The sequence below is a fragment of the Novosphingobium resinovorum genome, assembly GCF_036352595.1.
Lineage (GTDB): Bacteria > Pseudomonadota > Alphaproteobacteria > Sphingomonadales > Sphingomonadaceae > Novosphingobium > Novosphingobium resinovorum_B.
In genome coordinates, this window is sequence record NZ_JAZFAX010000004.1 from 69,096 (window position 1) to 87,979 (window position 18,884).

Annotated in this window: 11 protein-coding genes, 2 tRNA genes and 1 riboswitch; all 13 genes read left to right on the forward strand. The window is 70.2% G+C overall.

The genetic code is table 11. The annotated features are described in order from the left end of the window. The first annotated feature begins 29 nt into the window (after positions 1–29). The 13 genes from V2S85_RS05765 to cobN all read left to right on the forward strand — a co-directional run bounded on the left by V2S85_RS05765 (position 30) and on the right by cobN (position 18,883). A tRNA-Glu gene (locus V2S85_RS05765) sits at positions 30–104 on the forward strand. Between the two features lie 37 nt (positions 105–141). Continuing rightward, positions 142–217: transfer RNA gene (locus V2S85_RS05770), tRNA-Glu, on the forward strand. Positions 218–486: 269 nt separating this feature from the next. Then, positions 487–1,746 (forward strand): putative DNA modification/repair radical SAM protein, encoded by a 1,260-nt coding sequence (locus V2S85_RS05775; RefSeq protein ID WP_330701916.1) that lies wholly within the window; start codon positions 487–489, stop codon positions 1,744–1,746. Next, positions 1,743–3,167 (forward strand): UdgX family uracil-DNA binding protein, encoded by a 1,425-nt coding sequence (locus V2S85_RS05780; RefSeq protein ID WP_330701917.1) that lies wholly within the window; start codon positions 1,743–1,745, stop codon positions 3,165–3,167. Before V2S85_RS05775 ends, V2S85_RS05780 begins: the two co-directional genes overlap by 4 nt. 66 nt (positions 3,168–3,233) lie before the next feature. After that, positions 3,234–3,494: a hypothetical protein gene (locus V2S85_RS05785; RefSeq protein WP_330701918.1), complete on the forward strand. Its 261-nt coding sequence runs from the start codon at positions 3,234–3,236 to the stop codon at positions 3,492–3,494. A gap of 183 nt (positions 3,495–3,677) precedes the next feature. Beyond that, positions 3,678–4,202: an RNA polymerase sigma factor gene (locus tag V2S85_RS05790; RefSeq protein ID WP_330702056.1), complete on the forward strand. Its 525-nt coding sequence runs from the start codon at positions 3,678–3,680 to the stop codon at positions 4,200–4,202. Between the two features lie 75 nt (positions 4,203–4,277). Continuing rightward, positions 4,278–5,210, forward strand: a complete 933-nt coding sequence (locus tag V2S85_RS05795; protein ID WP_330701919.1) for a FecR family protein — start codon at positions 4,278–4,280, stop codon at positions 5,208–5,210. 4 nt (positions 5,211–5,214) lie between these two features. Further along, complete coding sequence (locus tag V2S85_RS05800) at positions 5,215–7,647, forward strand: TonB-dependent receptor (protein ID WP_330701920.1); 2,433 nt, start codon at positions 5,215–5,217, stop codon at positions 7,645–7,647. A 507-nt stretch (positions 7,648–8,154) separates the two neighbouring features. Then, positions 8,155–11,367, forward strand: coding sequence for an autotransporter domain-containing protein (locus V2S85_RS05805; protein ID WP_330701921.1), 3,213 nt, complete (start codon positions 8,155–8,157; stop codon positions 11,365–11,367). Positions 11,368–11,380: 13 nt separating this feature from the next. Further along, a complete protein-coding gene (locus V2S85_RS05810) occupies positions 11,381–11,899 on the forward strand; it encodes a DUF6438 domain-containing protein (protein ID WP_330701922.1) in 519 nt (172 codons plus the stop codon). Positions 11,900–12,113: 214 nt separating this feature from the next. Then, on the forward strand, positions 12,114–13,427 hold the full coding sequence (locus V2S85_RS05815; protein WP_330701923.1) for a HAMP domain-containing sensor histidine kinase: 1,314 nt from the start codon (positions 12,114–12,116) through the stop codon (positions 13,425–13,427). An 84-nt stretch (positions 13,428–13,511) separates the two neighbouring features. Beyond that, positions 13,512–13,759: riboswitch (cobalamin riboswitch) on the forward strand. A gap of 184 nt (positions 13,760–13,943) precedes the next feature. Next, positions 13,944–14,993: a cobalamin biosynthesis protein CobW gene (cobW, locus tag V2S85_RS05820; protein WP_330701924.1), complete on the forward strand. Its 1,050-nt coding sequence runs from the start codon at positions 13,944–13,946 to the stop codon at positions 14,991–14,993. Beyond that, complete coding sequence (gene cobN / locus V2S85_RS05825) at positions 14,993–18,883, forward strand: cobaltochelatase subunit CobN (protein ID WP_330701925.1); 3,891 nt, start codon at positions 14,993–14,995, stop codon at positions 18,881–18,883. The genes cobW and cobN overlap by 1 nt, the downstream gene beginning before the upstream one ends. Position 18,884 lies beyond the last annotated feature (1 nt).

Here is an 18,884-nt window from a genome sequence, read left to right on the forward strand (position 1 = left end):
TGCCGGGGTGCGGTTTCAAATGGCTTCACGGCCCCTTCGTCTAGCGGTTAGGACGCGGCCCTCTCACGGCTGAAACACGAGTTCGATTCTCGTAGGGGTCACCATTTGCAAACCGGGAAGGCCGTTTCGGCCTGCCCTCATGGCCCCTTCGTCTAGCGGTCTAGGACGCGGCCCTTTCACGGCTGAAACACGGGTTCGATTCCCGTAGGGGTCACCACCTTCTCCTCCATATCGACGGTGCGATCGCGCAAGGACGCCTTGGCGGCCGACGCCGCTTCGCCTCCCTTTTATCGTCATTGCGAGGGAAGGCCGCGACGGCCGGGACACCGGCCGCCGCGACCGCTGCCGTTGACAGGGGGTAGCAAGGGCTGACCCTCGGCAGCAGCGCCACTGTCGCGCCGATGCGCCTGCCGACCAATCCGGATTTTGCGGCAGGACGAATCACCGTCGCTTGCATCGCAGATCGATGGAACATAAAAGGAACATATGTCCTGTTCCACGATCACGACCCGGCCGTCCATCAAGGATCGCCTCGAAATCCTCGCCGATGCCGCCAAGTACGATGCCTCCTGCGCGTCCTCCGGAACCGCAAAGCGTGACAGCCGTGACGGAAAGGGCCTCGGCTCGACGGAGGGCATGGGGATCTGCCACGCCTATGCGCCCGATGGTCGCTGCATCTCGCTGCTCAAGCTGCTGCTGACCAACCACTGCATCTTCGACTGCCACTATTGCATCAACCGCAAGAGTTCGAACGTGCGGCGCGCGCGCTTCACCCCGCAGGAAGTGGTGGACCTGACGCTCTCGTTCTACCGCCGCAACTATATCGAGGGGCTGTTCCTCTCCTCCGGCATCGTCAAGTCGTCCAGCCACACGATGGAGCAGATGATCGAGGTCGCCCGCATCCTGCGCGAGGAGCACGATTTTCGCGGCTACATCCACCTCAAGACCATTCCCGAGGCCGATCCCGAATTGGTCGCGCAGGCCGGACTCTGGGCGGACCGCGTCTCGATCAACGTCGAACTGCCGACCGTAGCCGGCCTCGCCCGCCTCGCCCCCGACAAGGACGGGACGACGATCGAGGGCGCGATGGGCAAGCTTTCCGGCGCGATCACCGAGGCGCACGACGCCCGCCGCCGCTTCCGCTCCGCCCCCAGCTTCGCGCCCGCCGGGCAATCCACCCAGATGATCGTCGGCGCGGACGGCGCCAGCGACGCGCAGATCGTCGGCAAGGCGAGCACGCTCTATGATCGCTTCGCGCTCAAGCGGGTCTACTATTCCGCCTTCAGCCCGATCCCGGAGGCAAGCGCGGTGCTGCCGCTCAGGCGCCCGCCGCTGATGCGCGAGCACCGGCTCTACCAGTCCGACTGGCTGATGCGCTTCTACGGCTTCGCCCCCGCCGAAGTGCAGCAGGCGACCGAAGCCGACGGCATGCTCCCGCTCGACATCGACCCGAAGCTGGCCTGGGCGCTCAAGTTCCGCGAGCGCTTCCCGGTCGATCTCAACCGCGCGCCGAAGGAGGCGATGCTGCGGGTGCCGGGCCTCGGCATGAAGGCGGTGGAGGCGATCCTGGCCGCGCGCCGCCATCGCACGATCCGGCTGGAGGATCTGCGGCGCATGACCGCCTCGCTGAAGAAGCTGCGGCCCTTCGTCGTCACCGCAGACTGGCGCCCCACCCTGCTGACCGACCGCGCCGACTTGCGTGCGCGGCTGGCCCCGCCGGCGCGGCAGATGGAACTGTTCGGATGATCGCCACTACGCTTGCCGAGCCGGACGACTTCGAAGCCTGGCGCGCCGAGGCCCGCAGGCTGGTCGAGCGCGGCGTATCGCCCGATGCCGCCGGGTGGCACGAGGACACGGCCGACCTGTTCGCCGCTCCCGCCGCCGCCCCTGTGTCGGTGGACAGGGCCCGCGAGGTACGCGCCAGCCGCGCCTTCATGAACTTGGCCCGCAGCGCCGTGCTCCATTCCGATCCGGCACGCCTCGGCCTGCTCTACCGGGTGCTGTGGCGGCTGCAGGAGCACCCTCGCCTGCTCGACGATGCGGCCGATCGCGACGTCGCCGCGCTGGAGCGCCTCGCCCGGCAGGTGCGGCGCGACATCCACAAGATGCGCGCCTTCGTCCGCTTCCGCACGATGCCGCTGGAGGACGGGCCGCTGGAGAACGGGCCGCTGGAGGACGGGGGCGAGCGCTTCGTGGCGTGGTTCGAGCCTGACCACCGGATCGAGCGCGCCAACGCCGCGTTCTTCGTCAACCGCTTCGCCAGCCAGCAATGGTCGATCCTGACCCCGCGCCTGTCGCTGCACTGGGACGGTGCGGCGCTGCTCGAAGGCCCGCCCGCCACCCGCGCCGACGCGCCCGCAGAGGATGCGACCGAGGAACTGTGGCTGGGCTACTACCGCTCGATCTTCAACCCGGCCCGGCTCAAGATCGGGATGATGGTGCGCGAGATGCCGCGCCGCTACTGGAAGAACCTGCCCGAGGCGCGGGCGATCCCCGAACTCGTCGCCGGGGCGCAGCAGCGCGAGGCGGCGATGATCGCCACCGGCACCGACCTGTTCGCCGCCGAGACGCCGCCCGCCAGCTTGTCCGCGGTGGCCGAGGGCATCGCCCGGTGCCGCCGCTGCGCGATCGGCTGCAACGGCACCCGCGCGGTCGTCGGCGAAGGCCCGGCAAGCGCGGGCCTCATGATTATCGGCGAACAGCCCGGCGACACCGAGGAGCGGGAGGGGCGTCCCTTCGTCGGCCCGGCGGGCCAGTTGCTCGACGCGGCGCTGGCGACGGCGGGGGTGGACCGGGCGCGTGCCTACGTCACCAACGCGGTCAAGCATTTCAAGTTCGCCCCGCGCGGCAAGCGCCGCCTGCATCAGGCACCGACGGCGGGCGAGATCGACATGTGCCGCTGGTGGCTCGATGCCGAGCGGGCGCTGGTGCGTCCGCGCGTGATCCTGGCGCTGGGGGCGAGCAGCGCGCGCGGGCTGCTCGGCCGCACCCCCGCGATCGGGCGCGAGCGTGGACAGGCGATCGCGCTGCCCGATGGCGGCACGATATGGCTGACCGCGCATCCCAGCTACCTGCTGCGTCTCGACGGCGAGGCGCGCGAACGCGAGCACGGCCGTTTTGCGCAGGATCTGGCGGGACTTGCGCGATTGCTGGGCGAATCTGCGTAAGTCCCCTGCAACTTCGGACCGCTTTGCGCATTTCTTCTGAAGTAAGCCAATCAAGGGGAATGCAACATGGCAAGCGAATGCACAGCCTACCGCGACGCCAAGGGCGGCCTGCACAGCAGCGCCGAACGTGCGACGCTGGAAGACCTCGCCGCGGTCCTCGGCCGCGTCGGTGACGAAGGCGGCATGACCTCCGGCGTCGCCCGGATGATCTTCGACAAGCGCACCGAGATCGAGCGCATCTTCGCCGAACACGACGCGATCGTGGCAGCCACGCCGATCGCCGGACGCGGCGCCGAGGTACCGGGACATATCCGCGCGGTGAACTGAGCGGCTGTATAAGACCAACATCGTCATTGCGAGCGCAGCGAAGTTCCGCTCGCAATGACGAAGGGAGGAGCGCAATAGCAACGGGGCTGCGTGTTTCCCCGCCCACACCCCCTTCCCCGTCGGCACGCGACCGTCTATCAGGCTGCGCGACTACAGCAGCCCGAACCTTTCGTGACCGCAGATATTTACGCAAATTCTTCCCAGGCCGCCGGCCTTGAAGCGGCTTTTCTCGAAAACCGAGATAAGCTGGTGCGATTCCTGCGCGCGCGGGGCGCGGGCGATGCCGCCGAAGACCTCGTGCAGGACGTCTGGCTGCGGATCGCCGCCAGCCGCCCCGGCCCGGTGGCCTCGCCGCTGTCCTACCTGTTCCGCACCGCCGACCTGCTGATGATCGACCGTTTCCGTTCGGCCCGGCAGTCCGGCGCGCGCGACCGCGACTGGACCGACCTCAACCTTGGCGATCCTCCCGGCGTCTCCGCCGAACCCTCGGCCGAGCGGCGCGTGGCCGCCGCGCAGGAAGCCGCGCGCGTGCTGGCGCTGCTCGACGGCCTCGGCCCGAGGGTCGCCGCGATCTTCCGCCGCCACCGCATCGAAGGCGCCCCGCAAAAGGTCATCGCGGCGGAACTGGGCGTAAGCCTGAGCACCGTCGAGAGCGACTTGCGCGTCGCCTACCGCGCCCTCGCCGAATGGAGGGAGCGGCCGGAATGACCCCCCTCGACAGGCACCTCAGCAATTCAAGGCCGCGCGCGATCGTCTCCGTCTTCGCCGCAGAAGGAGCGCCCGATGGCGAACGACATGGCGATTGACGAGAAGCTGCGCGACGAAGCGGCGCACTGGGCGGTGCGCGCGGGCGATCCCGCGTTCGACGACTGGGAGGCATTCACTCTCTGGCTGGAGGCCGACCCGGCGCACGCCCGCGCCTATGACGCGGTGACCGCCGCCGTGGACGAGGCCGCCGCCTGCGTCGCGTCGTCGGCCCCCGCCAACGACGATGTGTCGGCGCCGCCCCGGCGACGGCGTCCGTGGCTCGCCAGCGCGATCGCCGCGAGCGTGGCGGTGGTCGGCGCGGTCTGGGCCTTCCAGGGCGAGCGGCGCGATCTCTACACCGTCGCCACCCCGGCCGGAGAGACCACCCGCGTCACCCTAGACGCCGATACCCGCGTGGACGTGGCGGGCGGATCGGCCGTGGAATTCGACCGCAAGGACAAGCGCTACGCCCGGCTCGCGCACGGGCAGGCGCTGTTCACCGTGCGCCACGACGCCGCCCACCCCTTCGAGGTGCGGGTCGGCGACGAGCGGCTGGTCGACATCGGCACCGTGTTCGACGTCGCCAGCGATGCCGGGGGCCTGAGCGTCGCGGTCTCCGAAGGTGCGGTGCAGTTCGACCCCGACGGCGCCGACGTGCGTGTCTCTCCCGGGCAGGTGCTGCGCCGCCCGGCAGGCTCGGACGCCTATACCCTCACCCGCCTGCCCGCCGAGCAGGTCGGCGAATGGCGCGAGGGCCGGCTGACCTTCGAGGCCGCCTCGATCGAGGACGTCGCCGCCCGGCTCAGCCGAGCGACCGGCATAGCGTACGTCGCGGCGGCAAAGGGCGAAGGCGCGGTCTCGGGCTCGATCCTGGTCGCGCCGCTGCGCAAGGATCCGGCCGCGATCGGCCCGCTGCTGGGCCTCGCCGTGCGCGCCGACCATGGACGCTGGGTGATCGGCGCGCGCTGACATCATGCTGCGACCCGTCTGGATCGCGGCGGCCGTGCTGGCCATGCCCGCCACCGCCTTCGCCGGAGAGGCGCGTCACATTGAGACGCGCAGCGGTTCGGCGGGGCAGGTCGCGATCGAGATCGCCCGCCAGACCGGCTCCAGCGTGGTCGTCGCCGATCCGGCGGTGGCGCGGCGCATGGTTCCGGCGATGCGCGGGCGCATGGATGCCGCCGAGGCGGTGCGCCGGCTAGCCCGCAGCATCGGCGGCCGCGCGGTTCCCGTGGCGCCGGGGGCATGGCGGATCGAGGCGGCGCCCCCTGCGCCCCTGCGCCCGGCGGCGCCGCGTCATGCCGTGCCCGTCGCCATCGACGCGCAAGGCGCCGACCCGATCGTCGTCGTCGCCTCCAAGCGCGACCTGACGATCGCGCAGATCCCCGGCCAGGTCACCGTGCTCGACGGCGAGACGCTGGAGGCTGGCGGCGTCGGCGGGACCGAGAAGATCACGCAGCGCATCGCCACGGTCACCTCCACGCACCTGGGCAGCGGGCGCAACAAGCTGTTCATCCGGGGCATCGCCGATTCCAGCTTCACCGGGCCGACACAGGCGACGGTGGGGCAATACCTCGGCGACCTGCGGCTCAGCTACAATGCCCCGGACCCGGACCTGCGCCTGTCCGACATGGCGCGCGTCGAAGTGCTCGAAGGACCGCAGGGCACGCTTTACGGCGCGGGATCGCTGGGGGGCATCATCCGCCTCGTCCCCAACCCGCCGGTGATCGGCGAGACCGGCGGCAGCATCGCGGTCGGCGGATCGCTGACCCAGCACGGCGCTCCCGGCGGCGACGGGGCGGCCATGGTCAACCTGCCGGTGAGCGAGCACGTCGCCCTGCGCGCGAATTTCGATGCGGCGACGCTGGGCGGCTATATCGACAAGCCGCTGCTGGGCCGCAAGGATGTCAACCGCACCCGCATCCTCGGCGGCCGGGCGGGTCTGCGGGCTGAACTATCGCCGGACTGGACCGTCGACGTGATCGGCCTCGGCCAGTCCACCGACGCGCGTGACAGCCAGTACGCCGGGCGCGACGCCGAGCCGCCGCTCTCCAGCGCCGCGCGGGTGCGCGAAGGGTCCGACGCCGACTATGCGATGGGGCAGCTGGTGGTCTCGGGCCGGATCGGCGCCCTGCGGGTGCGCTCGACCACCGGGGCGGTGCGCCAGCACCTGCAGGAGCGCTACGACGCCACCGTCGATGTCTCCGCCCCGCGCCTGTTCGCGCAGGACAACCGGACGCGCATGATCGCGCACGAAACGCGGATATGGCAGCCGGAAAGCCACGGCTTCGGCTGGCTGGTGGGGGCCAGCTACACCCACAACCGCACCGTGCTGACGCGCGGCTTCGAGACGTTCGCGTGGACGCAGGCCGATTCCGTGGCAACGACCGGCGTGCGCAACACCACCGACGAATTCACCCTCTATGCCGAGGCCAGCCTGCGCATCCGCCCCGGCCTCACCGCCACGGCGGGCGGGCGCGTGACTCACTCGCGCCTGGGCGGCTCGGGCGAGGACGTGGCGCCGGCGGCCACCGCGATGGCCGCCTTCGCCCGCGCGCAAGTCACCGCCGACCGCACCGCGACGACCGTGCTGCCCTCGATCGCGCTCAATGCCGAGGTGCTGGAGCGCACCGCGCTCTACATGCGCTACCAGGAGGGCTTCCGCCCCGGCGGCTTCGCGATCGAGAGCGACTTCGTGCGCCGCTTCCAGAGCGACCGCACCCGGACCTGGGAATTCGGCGTCAAGCACGGCGCGCCGGGCGCCAGCCCGTTCGACCTTGCCGCCAGCGTCTCCTATACCCGCTGGCAGGACATCCAGGCGGACTTCATCGACAACTCTGGCCTGCCCAGCACCGCCAACATCGGCGACGGCCGGGTCTGGTCGGCGAGCGTGACCGCCGGGATCGAACTGGCCACCGGCCTGCGGCTGGAGGCCGGGGCGACGTGGAACCGCAGCAAGGTCGACCAGCCGCCGACCGAACTGCTCGCGCTGGTGGCGCGGGCGATGCCGCTCGCCGACCTGTCGAAGGCGACGCTGGTGGACGCCGCCCTCGCCCGCTCGATGCAGGTGCCCAACATCGCGCAGTTCTCCGGCCGCATGAGCCTGGGCTGGAACCGGCAGTTGAGCGACGCGTTGCGGCTGACCGCCAATGGCTGGGCCAGCTACGTCGGCAAGTCGCGCCTCGGCATCGGGCCGGAACTGGGCGACCCCCAGGGCAACTACCTCGACAGCGGGGCGGACCTGCGCGTCGGCACCGAGCGCTACGGGGTGACGCTGGCGCTGAGCAACATCACCAACGCGCGCGGGAACCGCTTCTCGCTCGGCACCCCGTTCGGCACCGGCCGCGACCAGACCACGCCGCTGCGGCCCCGCACGATCCGGCTGGGCTTCGACGCGCGGTTCTAGGGCGGCGTGGTGGGGGCGGTGCGACCTGTTGCGCCCCGTTCCTCCCCCTTGGGGGAGGGGGACCGTGCGAAGCATGGTGGAGGGGCACGCGGAAGATCGCCGAACCTCGATCGGCGTGCATTTGCAACCGTATCAACGCGGTGGCATGCAAACCGAGGGTGCCCCTCCACCACCCTGCGGGTGGTCCCCCTCCCCGTGCCGGGGAGGAACCGACGTCCGCTTCCCATCCAAATCCGTCGTCACCCTGAACTTGTTTCAGGGTCCATCAAGCCGATAGCTCAGTTCATGAGCCGCCAAATCGACGGGGCGGTTTTCGTCTTCCGGTTTCGGCACCAACTGCCCGATGGATCCTGAAACAAGTTCAGGATGACGAAGCCTATCGGGAAAGGGGCGGGTTTGGGATAGACACTCAGTTCACCACCCATTCCCACCACCTCCGAACTTTTTTCAAGGCTCCCGCGCAAGGTCTCCGTCTGCAGGCTGACTACAGACCTCAAAGGGACGACGATGCCTGCGCACCTGACTGCCAAGACCCTCCTCGCGACCACGGCGATCTTCGCCATCGCGACCGCCGCGCATGCGGAGGAGGTCAAGACCAAGCTCACCTCCCCGATCCGCACCTCGACCATCAAGAACGGCGCCGCGGACGCCATCGCGATCACCAAGGACGGCTCGGTGGTGCTGACCGGCGGCACCGCCGTCACCCAGGACAGCGCCCACGCCGTCAGCAATGCCGGCGCGATCACCATCACCAATGCCGATGGCGCCACCGGCATCCTCTCGACCTCGGGCGCGGGTGACATCGTCAATACCGGCACGATCACGGTCGACGAGACCTACACCCCGACCGACACCGACAAGGACGGCGACCTCGACGGACCCTTCGCGCTCGGCTCGGGCCGCACCGGCATCCGCATCGCCGGGGATCACACCGGCAAGCTGACCCAGAGCGGCACGATCACCGTCAAGGGCAACGATTCCGCCGGCATCGTGCTGGGCGGCAAGCTGACCGGCGCCTTCACGCATGACGGCACCACCACCGTCCTGGGCGACCGCACCGTCGGCGTCTCGGCGCAGGGCATCGACGGCAACGTGCGCCTTGCCGGCAGCGTCTCGGCGCAGGGCAAGGACGCGGTCGGCGCGCGCTTCGCGGGCGACGTCAACGGCGCCATGGTGGTCCAGGGCACCGTCGCCGCGACCGGCTACCGCTACACCACCGCGCCCGCCGATCCTTCCAAGCTCGACGCCGACGACCTGCTGCAGGGCGGTTCGGCGCTGATCGTCGAGGGCAGCGTATCGGGCGGCATCGTGCTCGCCGCCGCGCCCAAGGTCGATGCCAGCAAGCCCGATTCCGACGGCGACGGCATCGACGATTCCAAGGAAGGCACCGCCAGGGTCGTCTCCTACGGCAGCGCCGCCGCCATGCAGATCGGCGCCGCCGACCATGCCGTGACGATCGGCCCGGTCGCCAATACCGCCAGCAAGTTCGGCCTCATCATCGAGGGTGCGGTCGATGGCCAGGGCGTCTATTCGGGCGTCGCGGGCAATGGCCTCGTCGTCGGCGGACGCGGCGGCGCGGTGACGATCGCCAACGGCATCGGCGTCTCGGGCAGCGTGACCGCGAGCGCCAACGGCGCCAATGCCACCGCCCTGCGCATCGGCGCGGGCGCGGCGACGCCCCTGCTCCAGAACACCGGCACGATCGGCGCGTCCAGCGGCAATGCCGACACCGCGCTGGCCACCGCCGTGCGCATCGACGCGGGCGGCAGCCTGCCGACGATCCGCAACAGCGGCACGATCAAGGCGGTCGCCGGAGAGAAGGGATCGGCCACCGCGATCTCCGATGCCAGCGGCACCCTCAACCTGATCGAGAACGCGGGCACCATCTCGGCCACCGGCGCCAAGGACGTGGCCGGAAGCCCCAGCCGCAACGTCGCCATCGACCTCACCGCCGCGACCGGCGACGTCACCGTGCGGCAGACCCAAGTGGCCTCGGGCATCACCGCGCCCTCCATCGTCGGCGACGTGCGCTTCGCGGGCGGCAACGACCTGCTCGACCTCGCCGACGGCACCCTTGCCGGCACCGTCTCGTTCGGCGCGGGCAACAACCGCCTGAACCTGTCGGGCGATGCGGTGCAGACCGGCGCGGTAAGCTTCGGCGCGGGCAACGACACGGTGACCCTGGCAGGCACCAGCGCCTATTCGGGGGCGATGGACTTCGGCGGCGGCGCCGACGTGCTCAACCTTTCGGGCTCCGCCTACTTCGGCGGCTCGATCGCCAATTCGGCGCAGATGGCGGTCACGGTGGCGGGCGGTACGCTCGACATCAACAAGCCCGCCTCGATCGCCTCGCTCGACGTCGGCGCCACCGGCATGCTGGTGGTGACGCTCGACAAGACGGCGGGATCGGGCTCGGCCTATACCGTCTCGGGCAATGCCAGCTTCGCGGAAGGCGCCAAGCTGGCGATCCGCCTGGCCGACGTCTCCACCGCCGAGGGCAGCTATCAGGTGCTCAGCGCCGGCACTCTCACCGGGCGGGACAAGCTGGCCACCAACACCGACCTCGTCCCCTTCATGTTCAAGGCCGAACTGGACAAGGACGCGCCCGCGAACACCATCGTCGTCGACGTCTCGCGCCGCACCGTCAGCGAACTGGGCCTCAACCGCTCGGGCGCGGCCGCCTATGACGCGGTGTTCAAGCAGCTTGGCAAGGACGACAAGATCGGGGACGTGTTCCTGGGCATCACCAATGCCGACGCTTTCCGCTCGGCCGTCGGCCAGATGCTGCCCGATCATGCCGGCGGCGGCTTCGAGGGCGTGAGCCTGGGTACCCGCGCGCTGGCCCGCCAGCTGCAGGATCCGATGGGCCCGATCAAGAGCAGCACCCGCTTCTCCACCACGCTCAACATGGCGATCTGGGGCAGCGACCGGAAGACCGGGAACACCGCCGCCTACAAGCTGAACGGCTATGCCTGGTCGGCCACCGCCGAGTACGAGACCGGCATCGGCCGCTTCGGCGGGACGCTCGCCTACCTCAACAACAACCACAAGAACGGCGACCTCAGCGAAGTGAAGGCGAACGCGCTCGAACTGGCGGCGCACTGGCGCGGCAAGTTCGGCGCGGTCAGCGCCTTCGCGCGCGGCTCGGTGGGCAAGGCCGACTTCGACGGGGAGCGCAGCTTCTACGGCGTGATCGGATCGGAGAGCGTGACGCGCACGATGGATGCCAGCTGGGACGGCAAGTTCGTCACCGCCGCCGGCGGCGCCGCGATCGAGGGCGGCTCGCAGTACTTCTTCTTCCGCCCCGGCGTCACCGTGGACTACACCCGCCTGAAGGAAGACGGCTACACCGAGACCGGCGGCGAGAGCCTAGACCTGACCGTCGCCGGGCGCACCAGCGACGAGCTGGCGGTGAACCCCAGCATGACCGTGGGCGTGGACTTCCTCGGCATGAAGGCGCGCGACGAGAACTGGTTCCGCGTCGAGACCGAGGGCGGCTGGCGCGAGATCGTCAGCGGCGGACTGGGCGCGACGACCGCGCACTTCAAGGACGGCGAGAACTTCACCCTGACCGGCGACGGTGCGACCAGCGGCTGGTTCGCGCGCCTGCGGGCGATCGGCGGTTCCTCCGGCTTCACGATGGGCGGCGAACTCTCCGCCGAGGATCGCCACGGACGCGTCGACCTGGCCCTGCGCGGCTCGGTCACGATTGGCTGGTAAGGATAGGGCGATGATGCGCGGGCCACTCCTCTCGGTCATCGTCCTGGGCGCCGGGCTGCTGATAAGCTGCACCCCCCGCGTGCAGCCCGGCGTCTCTTCCCCCGCGCTCGCGGGGGAAGAGATACGCATTTCGCGGGGGCCCTGCTTCGGCTTCTGCCCGATCTACACGGTGGCGGTGACGCCCGGCGGCCTGGTCGGCTTCTCCGGCAAACGGCACACCGCCGTCATCGGCGAACGCGCACGCGCGGCGGGTCCGGCAGGCTACGAGGGCCTGCGCAAGGCGCTCGCCCCGCTGCGCCCGGACACCGGCACCGAGCGCGCCTTGCCCTGCACGCTGCAGGCCACGGACATGTCGCAGTTCACCGCAGAATGGGTCGCCGCCGATGGCACCCGCACCGCACTGACCTGGAACCTGGGCTGCCGCGGCAAAGCCGCCACCCGCCTCGGCCGCACGGTGGAGGAACAGCTCCGGCAACTGGGGGTGGACGGCTGGGCCGCACAGAAGACCTGGCCGGGCGATACGCGGGGGTAGCGATTCCCCCCGTCATCCCGGCATGCGCCGGGATGACGGGGATGAACCGGTAACAGGCCCCCTCCCCCAAAGCCTTGCGCCTCCGCGCGATTGCGTATCAAATCGTTGCTGGACACGCGGCTCCGGTTGACGCGCGCCGCGCCGGGGTGTGTGCGGGAACACGAGGTGCATCGTCGTGCGGCCGAGCCGGTGCTCCGTTGGAGAGGATCAAGAAGTGGCCCGTCCCTTCGCGCCGCGTTTCGCGGTCTATGTCGCACTGGTGTTCATGCTGCTCGGCGTGCTGCAACTGGCTGCGAGCCTGGTGTTCTACCAGTCGATCGACCGGCAGACGCTGAACGAGGACCATGCGCGGCGGATCGCCGAACTGCTGGTCGTCAGCGACCGCATCCACGCCGCCGACCCCGACCTCACCGCCACCACCATGAGCACGCGCCATCTCGCCGCCGCGGTCAGCCATGCCCCCAGGGTCGCCGCACCGACCACCGACGAGGCGCTCGCCCGGATCGCGCGCCGCATCGTCGAATGGGAACCCTCGCTCGGCGGGCGCTCGCTGCGGCTCGCGATGCAGGGGCCGCCGGGGGGCAAGTGCGACCTCGTCGGCTCGATCCGGCTGACGGACGGGCACTGGCTCAACTTCCGCTCGCGCGATATCAACGCGATGTGGCCGGTCGCCCTGCGCGCCACGGTGCTGACGCTGGCGACGACGGTGGCCTTCCTCGCCATCGGCCTCGTCGCGCTCCACGTCCTGACCCGCCCGCTGCGGCGCATGAGCGACGCCGCCGACGCCATCGGCCGGGGTCGGCAGGTCGTCATCGCCGAGGGCGGCACCCCGGACTTGCGGCAGCTGGCGCACTCGATGAACCTCATGCAGGAGCGCATCGCCCGCCTGCTGCAGGACCAGGCCCGCTCGTTCGAGGCGATCAGCCACGACTTGCGTACCCCGCTGTCGCGCCAGAAAGTCGCCGCCGAACTGATCGACGACACCGAACTCGCCGGCGTCATCCTGACCAGCGTGGACGAGATGGAGGCGCTGCTCGCCTCGCTGCAGCGCTTCCTGCGCGCACAGCACCTGGAGGCGGAGCCCGAGACGCTCGACCTTGCCGAACTCGTGCGCCAGGTGCTGTTCCCTTACGGCGAGCACGCCCTTGCCGACATCCCTGAGCCGATCATCGCCCGCACCTTCCGCGAGCCGCTGGCGCTGGCGCTGACCGCGCTCGTCGAAAATGCGATCCAGTTCGGCGGCGAGGCGCGCATCTCCATCGACCGCCACGAGGGACACTGGCGCATCGCCATCGCCGATTCGGGGCCCGGCATCCCTTCGGCCTATTTCGAGGCGATCCTCGACCCGTTCTTCCGCCTCGACCCCGCCCGCGCCCGCGACACCAAGGGCTTCGGCCTCGGCATCCCGACCGCGCACCGCCTGATGATGCGCTTCGACGGCCAGCTGACGTTCGCCGCCGCGCCCGGCGGCGGCCTCGTCGCCCGGCTGGACGTGCCGCACCCGCACGAAGCGCCGACCCGGCCTTGAAGTCCGAACGATCGGAAACGCGGTTTCGGATCGGGCAACGAGGCAAACCAACACTTGCGCCCACCCCCACGCCCCGGTATCCGCCGGGAACAAGATCGCGCCGGTGCCCCGCAAGGGGCTTAAAAGGGAAGGCGGTGGGAACGGTTCGCCGTTCGAATCCGCAGCTGTCCCTGCAACTGTAAGCGGCGAGCGCGATGCACATCGCTTCCCCCCTCACCGTGCGGGGAGGCAGCCACTGAGGCCGGACGCTGCGACATGCGAGGCTTCGGGAAGGCCGTGCATCAAGCTGTGACCCGCGAGCCAGGAGACCTGCCGGCGTCTGGTCGCTCTTGCCTTGGTCCAGGGGATGGCCGCGGCACGGTTCACCGTCTGAGCGACGACACGCATGCGGCCCGGGGCCGCGGCGGAGCAGGTCGCCGGGCGTCTTCGCGCCTGTCCGTCGCCCCTGCCCCGCGCCGGTGTTGACGCACCGGTACGCCCCGCCGCGAGAAGTCGCCGGCGCGGGAGTTGAGAGCCTTGAGCAAAGTACCCACCACCGTCATCACCGGCTTCCTCGGCGCCGGCAAGACCACGCTGATCCGCCACCTGCTGCAGAACGCCAAGGGCCGCCGCCTCGCCCTCGTCATCAACGAGTTCGGCGACGTCGGCGTCGACAGCGAACTGGTCAAGGGCTGCAACAACGAGGCCTGCCCCGAGGACGATATCCTCGAACTCGCCAACGGCTGCATCTGCTGCACCGTGGCCGACGACTTCCTTCCGACGATGCAGAAGCTGCTCGACCGCGAAACCCCGCCCGACCACATCATCATCGAAACCTCCGGCCTCGCGCTGCCCAAACCGCTGGTGAAGGCCTTCCAATGGCCGGACATCCGCACCCGCGCGACGGTGGACGGCGTGATCGCCCTGATCGATGCCGATGCCGTCGCCGCCGGTCGCTTCGCCACGGACGAGGAAGCCCTCGCCGCCGCCCGCGCCGCCGATCCCAACCTCGACCACGACAGCCCGCTCGAGGAACTGTTCGAGGAACAGCTGGGCTGCGCCGACATGGTGGTGCTCAACAAGACCGACCTCGTCGATGCGGCCGTGCTGGCCGAAGTCGAGAAGACCGTCGCCGCCGAGACGCGCCCCGGCGTCAAGATCGTGCGCGCGGACCACGGCGCGGTGGACATCGCCGCGCTGCTCGGCATCGTCGCGGCGGCCGAGGACGACCTCGACAGCCGCAAGTCGCATATCGACGGCCTCGACGACGATCACGACCATGACGACTTCGACACCTTCATCCTGAACGGCGGCGAAGTGGCCGATCTCGACGCGCTGCTGGCAGGCCTCAAGGAACAGATCGCCGCGCATGACGTGCTGCGCGTGAAGGGCATGGTCGCGCTGGCGGGCAAGCCCAGCCGCCTCGTGCTGCAGGGCGTCGGCCCCCGCATCCAGCATTTCTTCGACCGCGCATGGAAGGCCGAAGAACCGCGCCGCACGCAGCTGGTGGTGATCGGCCAGAAGGGGCTGGACCAAGCGGCGATCGAAGCCGCGCTGGCAGGCGTGCTGGGCACAGTCGCCGCCTGATGCACCTGCTTTCCGCCACCCCGGGCACGATCTCCAACGGCGAGGAGGCCATCGACCTCGACCAGCCGCCGGGCGACATCGTCATCCTGACGGTGGCGGACAGCGAACTCGCCTGCTTCGCCAAGGCGGCGGCTGGGTTGCCCGAGGGCGCGCCCAGCGTCCGCCTCGCCAACCTGCTGCAACTGCGGCACCCCTACTCGGTCGATCTCTACGTCGAAAAGGTCATCGCCCACGCCAGGTTCGTCTGCGTGGTGCTGCTCGGCGGCAAGAGCTACTGGCCCTACGGCATCGACGAAATCGCGCTGATCGCCCGCGAGAAGGGCATCGCCTTCGCCGCCATCGCCGACGGGCGCGAGGATGATCCGACGCTGACGGTCGCCTCCACCCTCCCCGCCGCGACGGTCGAGCGCTTGCGCGACTACCTGCGGCAGGGCGGCAGCGCCAATGCCCTGTCGTTCCTGCGCACCGCCGCAAGGCTGATCGGAGAAGACTGCGGCCAGCCGGACGATCCAGTGCCGGTGGCCGACGCCGGGCTCTACCTGCAAGGCGTGGACCGACCGAGCTTGGCCGACTTGCGCGCCTCATGGTGCCCGGACGCCCCCGTCGTGCTGCTGGTATTCTACCGCGCGCTGATGATCGCGGGCACGCTCGACGCCGTGGATGCGATGGTCGCCGCATTGCAAATGCGCGGGTTCAACGTCGCCGCCGTCCATGTCCGGGCGCTGCGAGAGCCTTTCGCGATCGACTGGCTCGGCGGCCTGATGGCCGAGATTGCGCCCGACGTGATCGTCAACGCCACCAGCTTCGCCTCCTCTTCCTCGGGAGAACCGCGCGTCGGCGGCGTGCTCGAACGCGCCGACTGCCCGATCCTGCAGGTCGCCTTCGCGGGTGTCGAGGAAGCCGACTGGCAGGCCGCCGCACGCGGCCTCGGCCCGCGCGATCTGGCGATGAACGTGGCGCTGCCCGAACTCGACGGCCGCCTGTTCACCCGCGCCGTCGCCTTCAAGGCCGCCGAACGCTTCGACGACGTGACGAAATGCGGCATCGTCGTCCCCCGCGTCGCGCCGGACCGGGTGGCCTTCGTCGCCCACCTCGCCGCCAACTGGGCGAGCCTGCGCCGCACCGCGCCCGCGCAGCGCAAGGTGGCGCTGGTGCTGGCGAACTATCCCAATCGCGATGGACGGATCGGTAATGGCGTGGGGCTGGATACGCCTGCCAGCGCAGCGTCGATCCTCGCGAGCCTGCGTACCGCCGGGTACGATACCGGCGCCGCGCCCAAGGACGGGCAAGCGCTGATGCGGCTGATGACCGGCGGGGTGACCAACGACCTGACCTCGCTCGACCGGTCCGGTGAGATTTCGCTGCCGCTCTCCGACTATGAAGCCGCCTTCGCCGAGGTGCCCGAAGGCGCGCGCGCGAAGATGCTGGAGCGCTGGGGCGTACCCTCCGCCGATCCCTTCGTGAAGGACGGCTCGTTCCGGCTGGCGGTCCACCGCTTCGGCAATGTCTGCGTCGCGGTGCAGCCGGCGCGCGGGTACAACATCGACGCCAAGGAAACCTACCACGACCCGGCGCTGCCGCCGCCGCACGCCTACCTCGCCTTTCACGTATGGCTGGAGCGGCGGTTCGGCGCGCAGGCGCTGGTGCATGTGGGCAAGCACGGCAATCTCGAATGGCTGCCGGGCAAGGCGATCTCGCTCTCGGCGACGTGCTTCCCCGAGATCTGCGCCGGGCCGCTGCCGCAGCTCTACCCCTTCATCGTCAACGACCCCGGCGAGGGCACGCAGGCCAAGCGCCGCATCGGCGCAGTCATCATCGATCACCTGACGCCGCCGCTGACGCGCGCGGAAAGCTACGGGCCGCTCAAGCACCTCGAGGCGCTGGTGGACGAATACTACCTCGCCGCCGGGATGGACCCGCGCCGTCTGGAACGGCTGCGGCGCGATATCATCGACCTCGCCCGCTCGCAGGGTCTGGACAAGGACGCCGGGGCCGAGGGTGACGGCGACGATGCGCTGTCGGCGATCGACAACTACTTGTGTGAATTGAAGGAACTGCAAATCCGCGATGGGCTGCATGTCTTCGGGCAATCGCCGGAAGGGCGCTTGCGGCGCGATCTGTTGGTGGCGCTGGCGCGAACGCCGCGCGGGTATGACGGACCGGGCCAAGCCTCCCTGCTGCGCGCGATGGCCGAGGATTTCGCGCTGGGGTTCGACCCGCTCGACTGCCGTATGGCGGACCGCTGGGATGGCCCGAGGCCGGAGGTGCTGGCGGCGGTCTCAGGTGAGCCCTGGCGCACGCTGGGCGATACGGTGGAGCGCCTGGAACTGCTGGCGGCGGAGTGGGTGGATGCTCTGCCCCCTCCCCTCGCCCCCCGTCACCCTGAACTCGTTTCAGGGTCCATTTCTCCGCCTGCCCCTGAGGTGGGTGTCACCATCGGCGCTGCCGGTTCGCCGCCGCAAAACACCGCGCCCGAGGCCGGATGGACCCTGAAACAAGTTCAGGGTGACGAAGTTGGGGAACATGGCGAGGTGCGTGGCGGCAAGGTTCAGGCCGTCCTCCACGCCATCGCCGCCGACCTCGCCCCGCGCGTGGACGCCTGCGGCCCCGCCGAAAGCGCCGCCCTGCTCGCAGGGCTCGACGGCCGCTTCGTCCCCCCCGGCCCCTCCGGCGCCCCCACGCGCGGCCGCCCGGACGTGCTGCCTACCGGCCGCAACTTCTACTCGGTCGATACCCGCGCGGTGCCCACCGCCGTCGCCTGGGATCTCGGCCAGCGCTCGGCGCAGCTCATGGTGGAGGACTACCTCCAGCGCGAGGGCGAGTACCCGCGCGCCATCGCCCTCTCGGCATGGGGCACCGCCAACATGCGCACCGGCGGCGACGACATCGCGCAGGCCCTCGCGCTGATGGGCGTGCGGCCGCGCTGGGAGTGGACTTCGGGTCGCGTCACCGGGTTCGAGATGATGACGCTGGCGGAACTGGGCCGCCCGCGCGTGGACGTGACCTTGCGCGTCTCCGGCTTCTTTCGCGACGCCTTTCCCGAGCAGATGGACCTGATCGACAGCGCCGCCCGCGCCGTCATGGCGCTGGAGGAAAGCGCCGAGGACAACCCCGCCGCCGCCCGCCACCGCGCCGAAACCGCGATGCTCGCCGCTGAGGGCCAGGACGAAGCCGTCGCCGCCCGCCGCGCCGGAGCCCGCGTGTTCGGCTCCAAGCCGGGAGCCTACGGCGCCGGCCTGCAGGCGATGATCGACGAGAAGCTGTGGCATGACCGCGCCGACCTCGCGAACGTTTACCTAGGCTGGGGCAGCTACGCCTATGGCGCGGGTGTCGAGGGCGATGCCGAACGCGATCTCTACGCGGCGCGGCTCACGCAGGCCGACGCGGTGGTCCAGAACCAGGACAACCGCGAGCACGACCTGCTCGACAGCGACGACTACTACCAGTTCGAGGGCGGCATCGCCGCCGCCGTCGAGCACCTGAAGGGCCGCGCGCCGGTCAGCTACCACAACGATCACTCGCGTCCCGAACGCCCGGTCATCCGAACGCTGGCGGACGAGATCGGCCGCATCGTGCGCGGACGCGTGACCAATCCCAAGTGGATCGCGGGCGTCATGCGCCACGGCTACAAGGGCGCGTTCGAGATCGCCGCCTCGGTGGATTACCTCTTCGCCTTCGCCGCTACGACCAGCGCGGTGAAGGACCACCACTTCGACGCCGTCCACGCCGCCTTCATCGAGGACGAGGCGGTGCGCGATTTCATGGCGCAGGCCAACCCCGCAGCTCTGCGCGAGACCGCCGCGCGGCTGGCCGAGGCGCTGGAGCGCGGCCTGTGGAAACCCCGGAAGAACAGCGCGGGCCTGCTGCTCGCCCAAGTCTCAGGAGCATGAT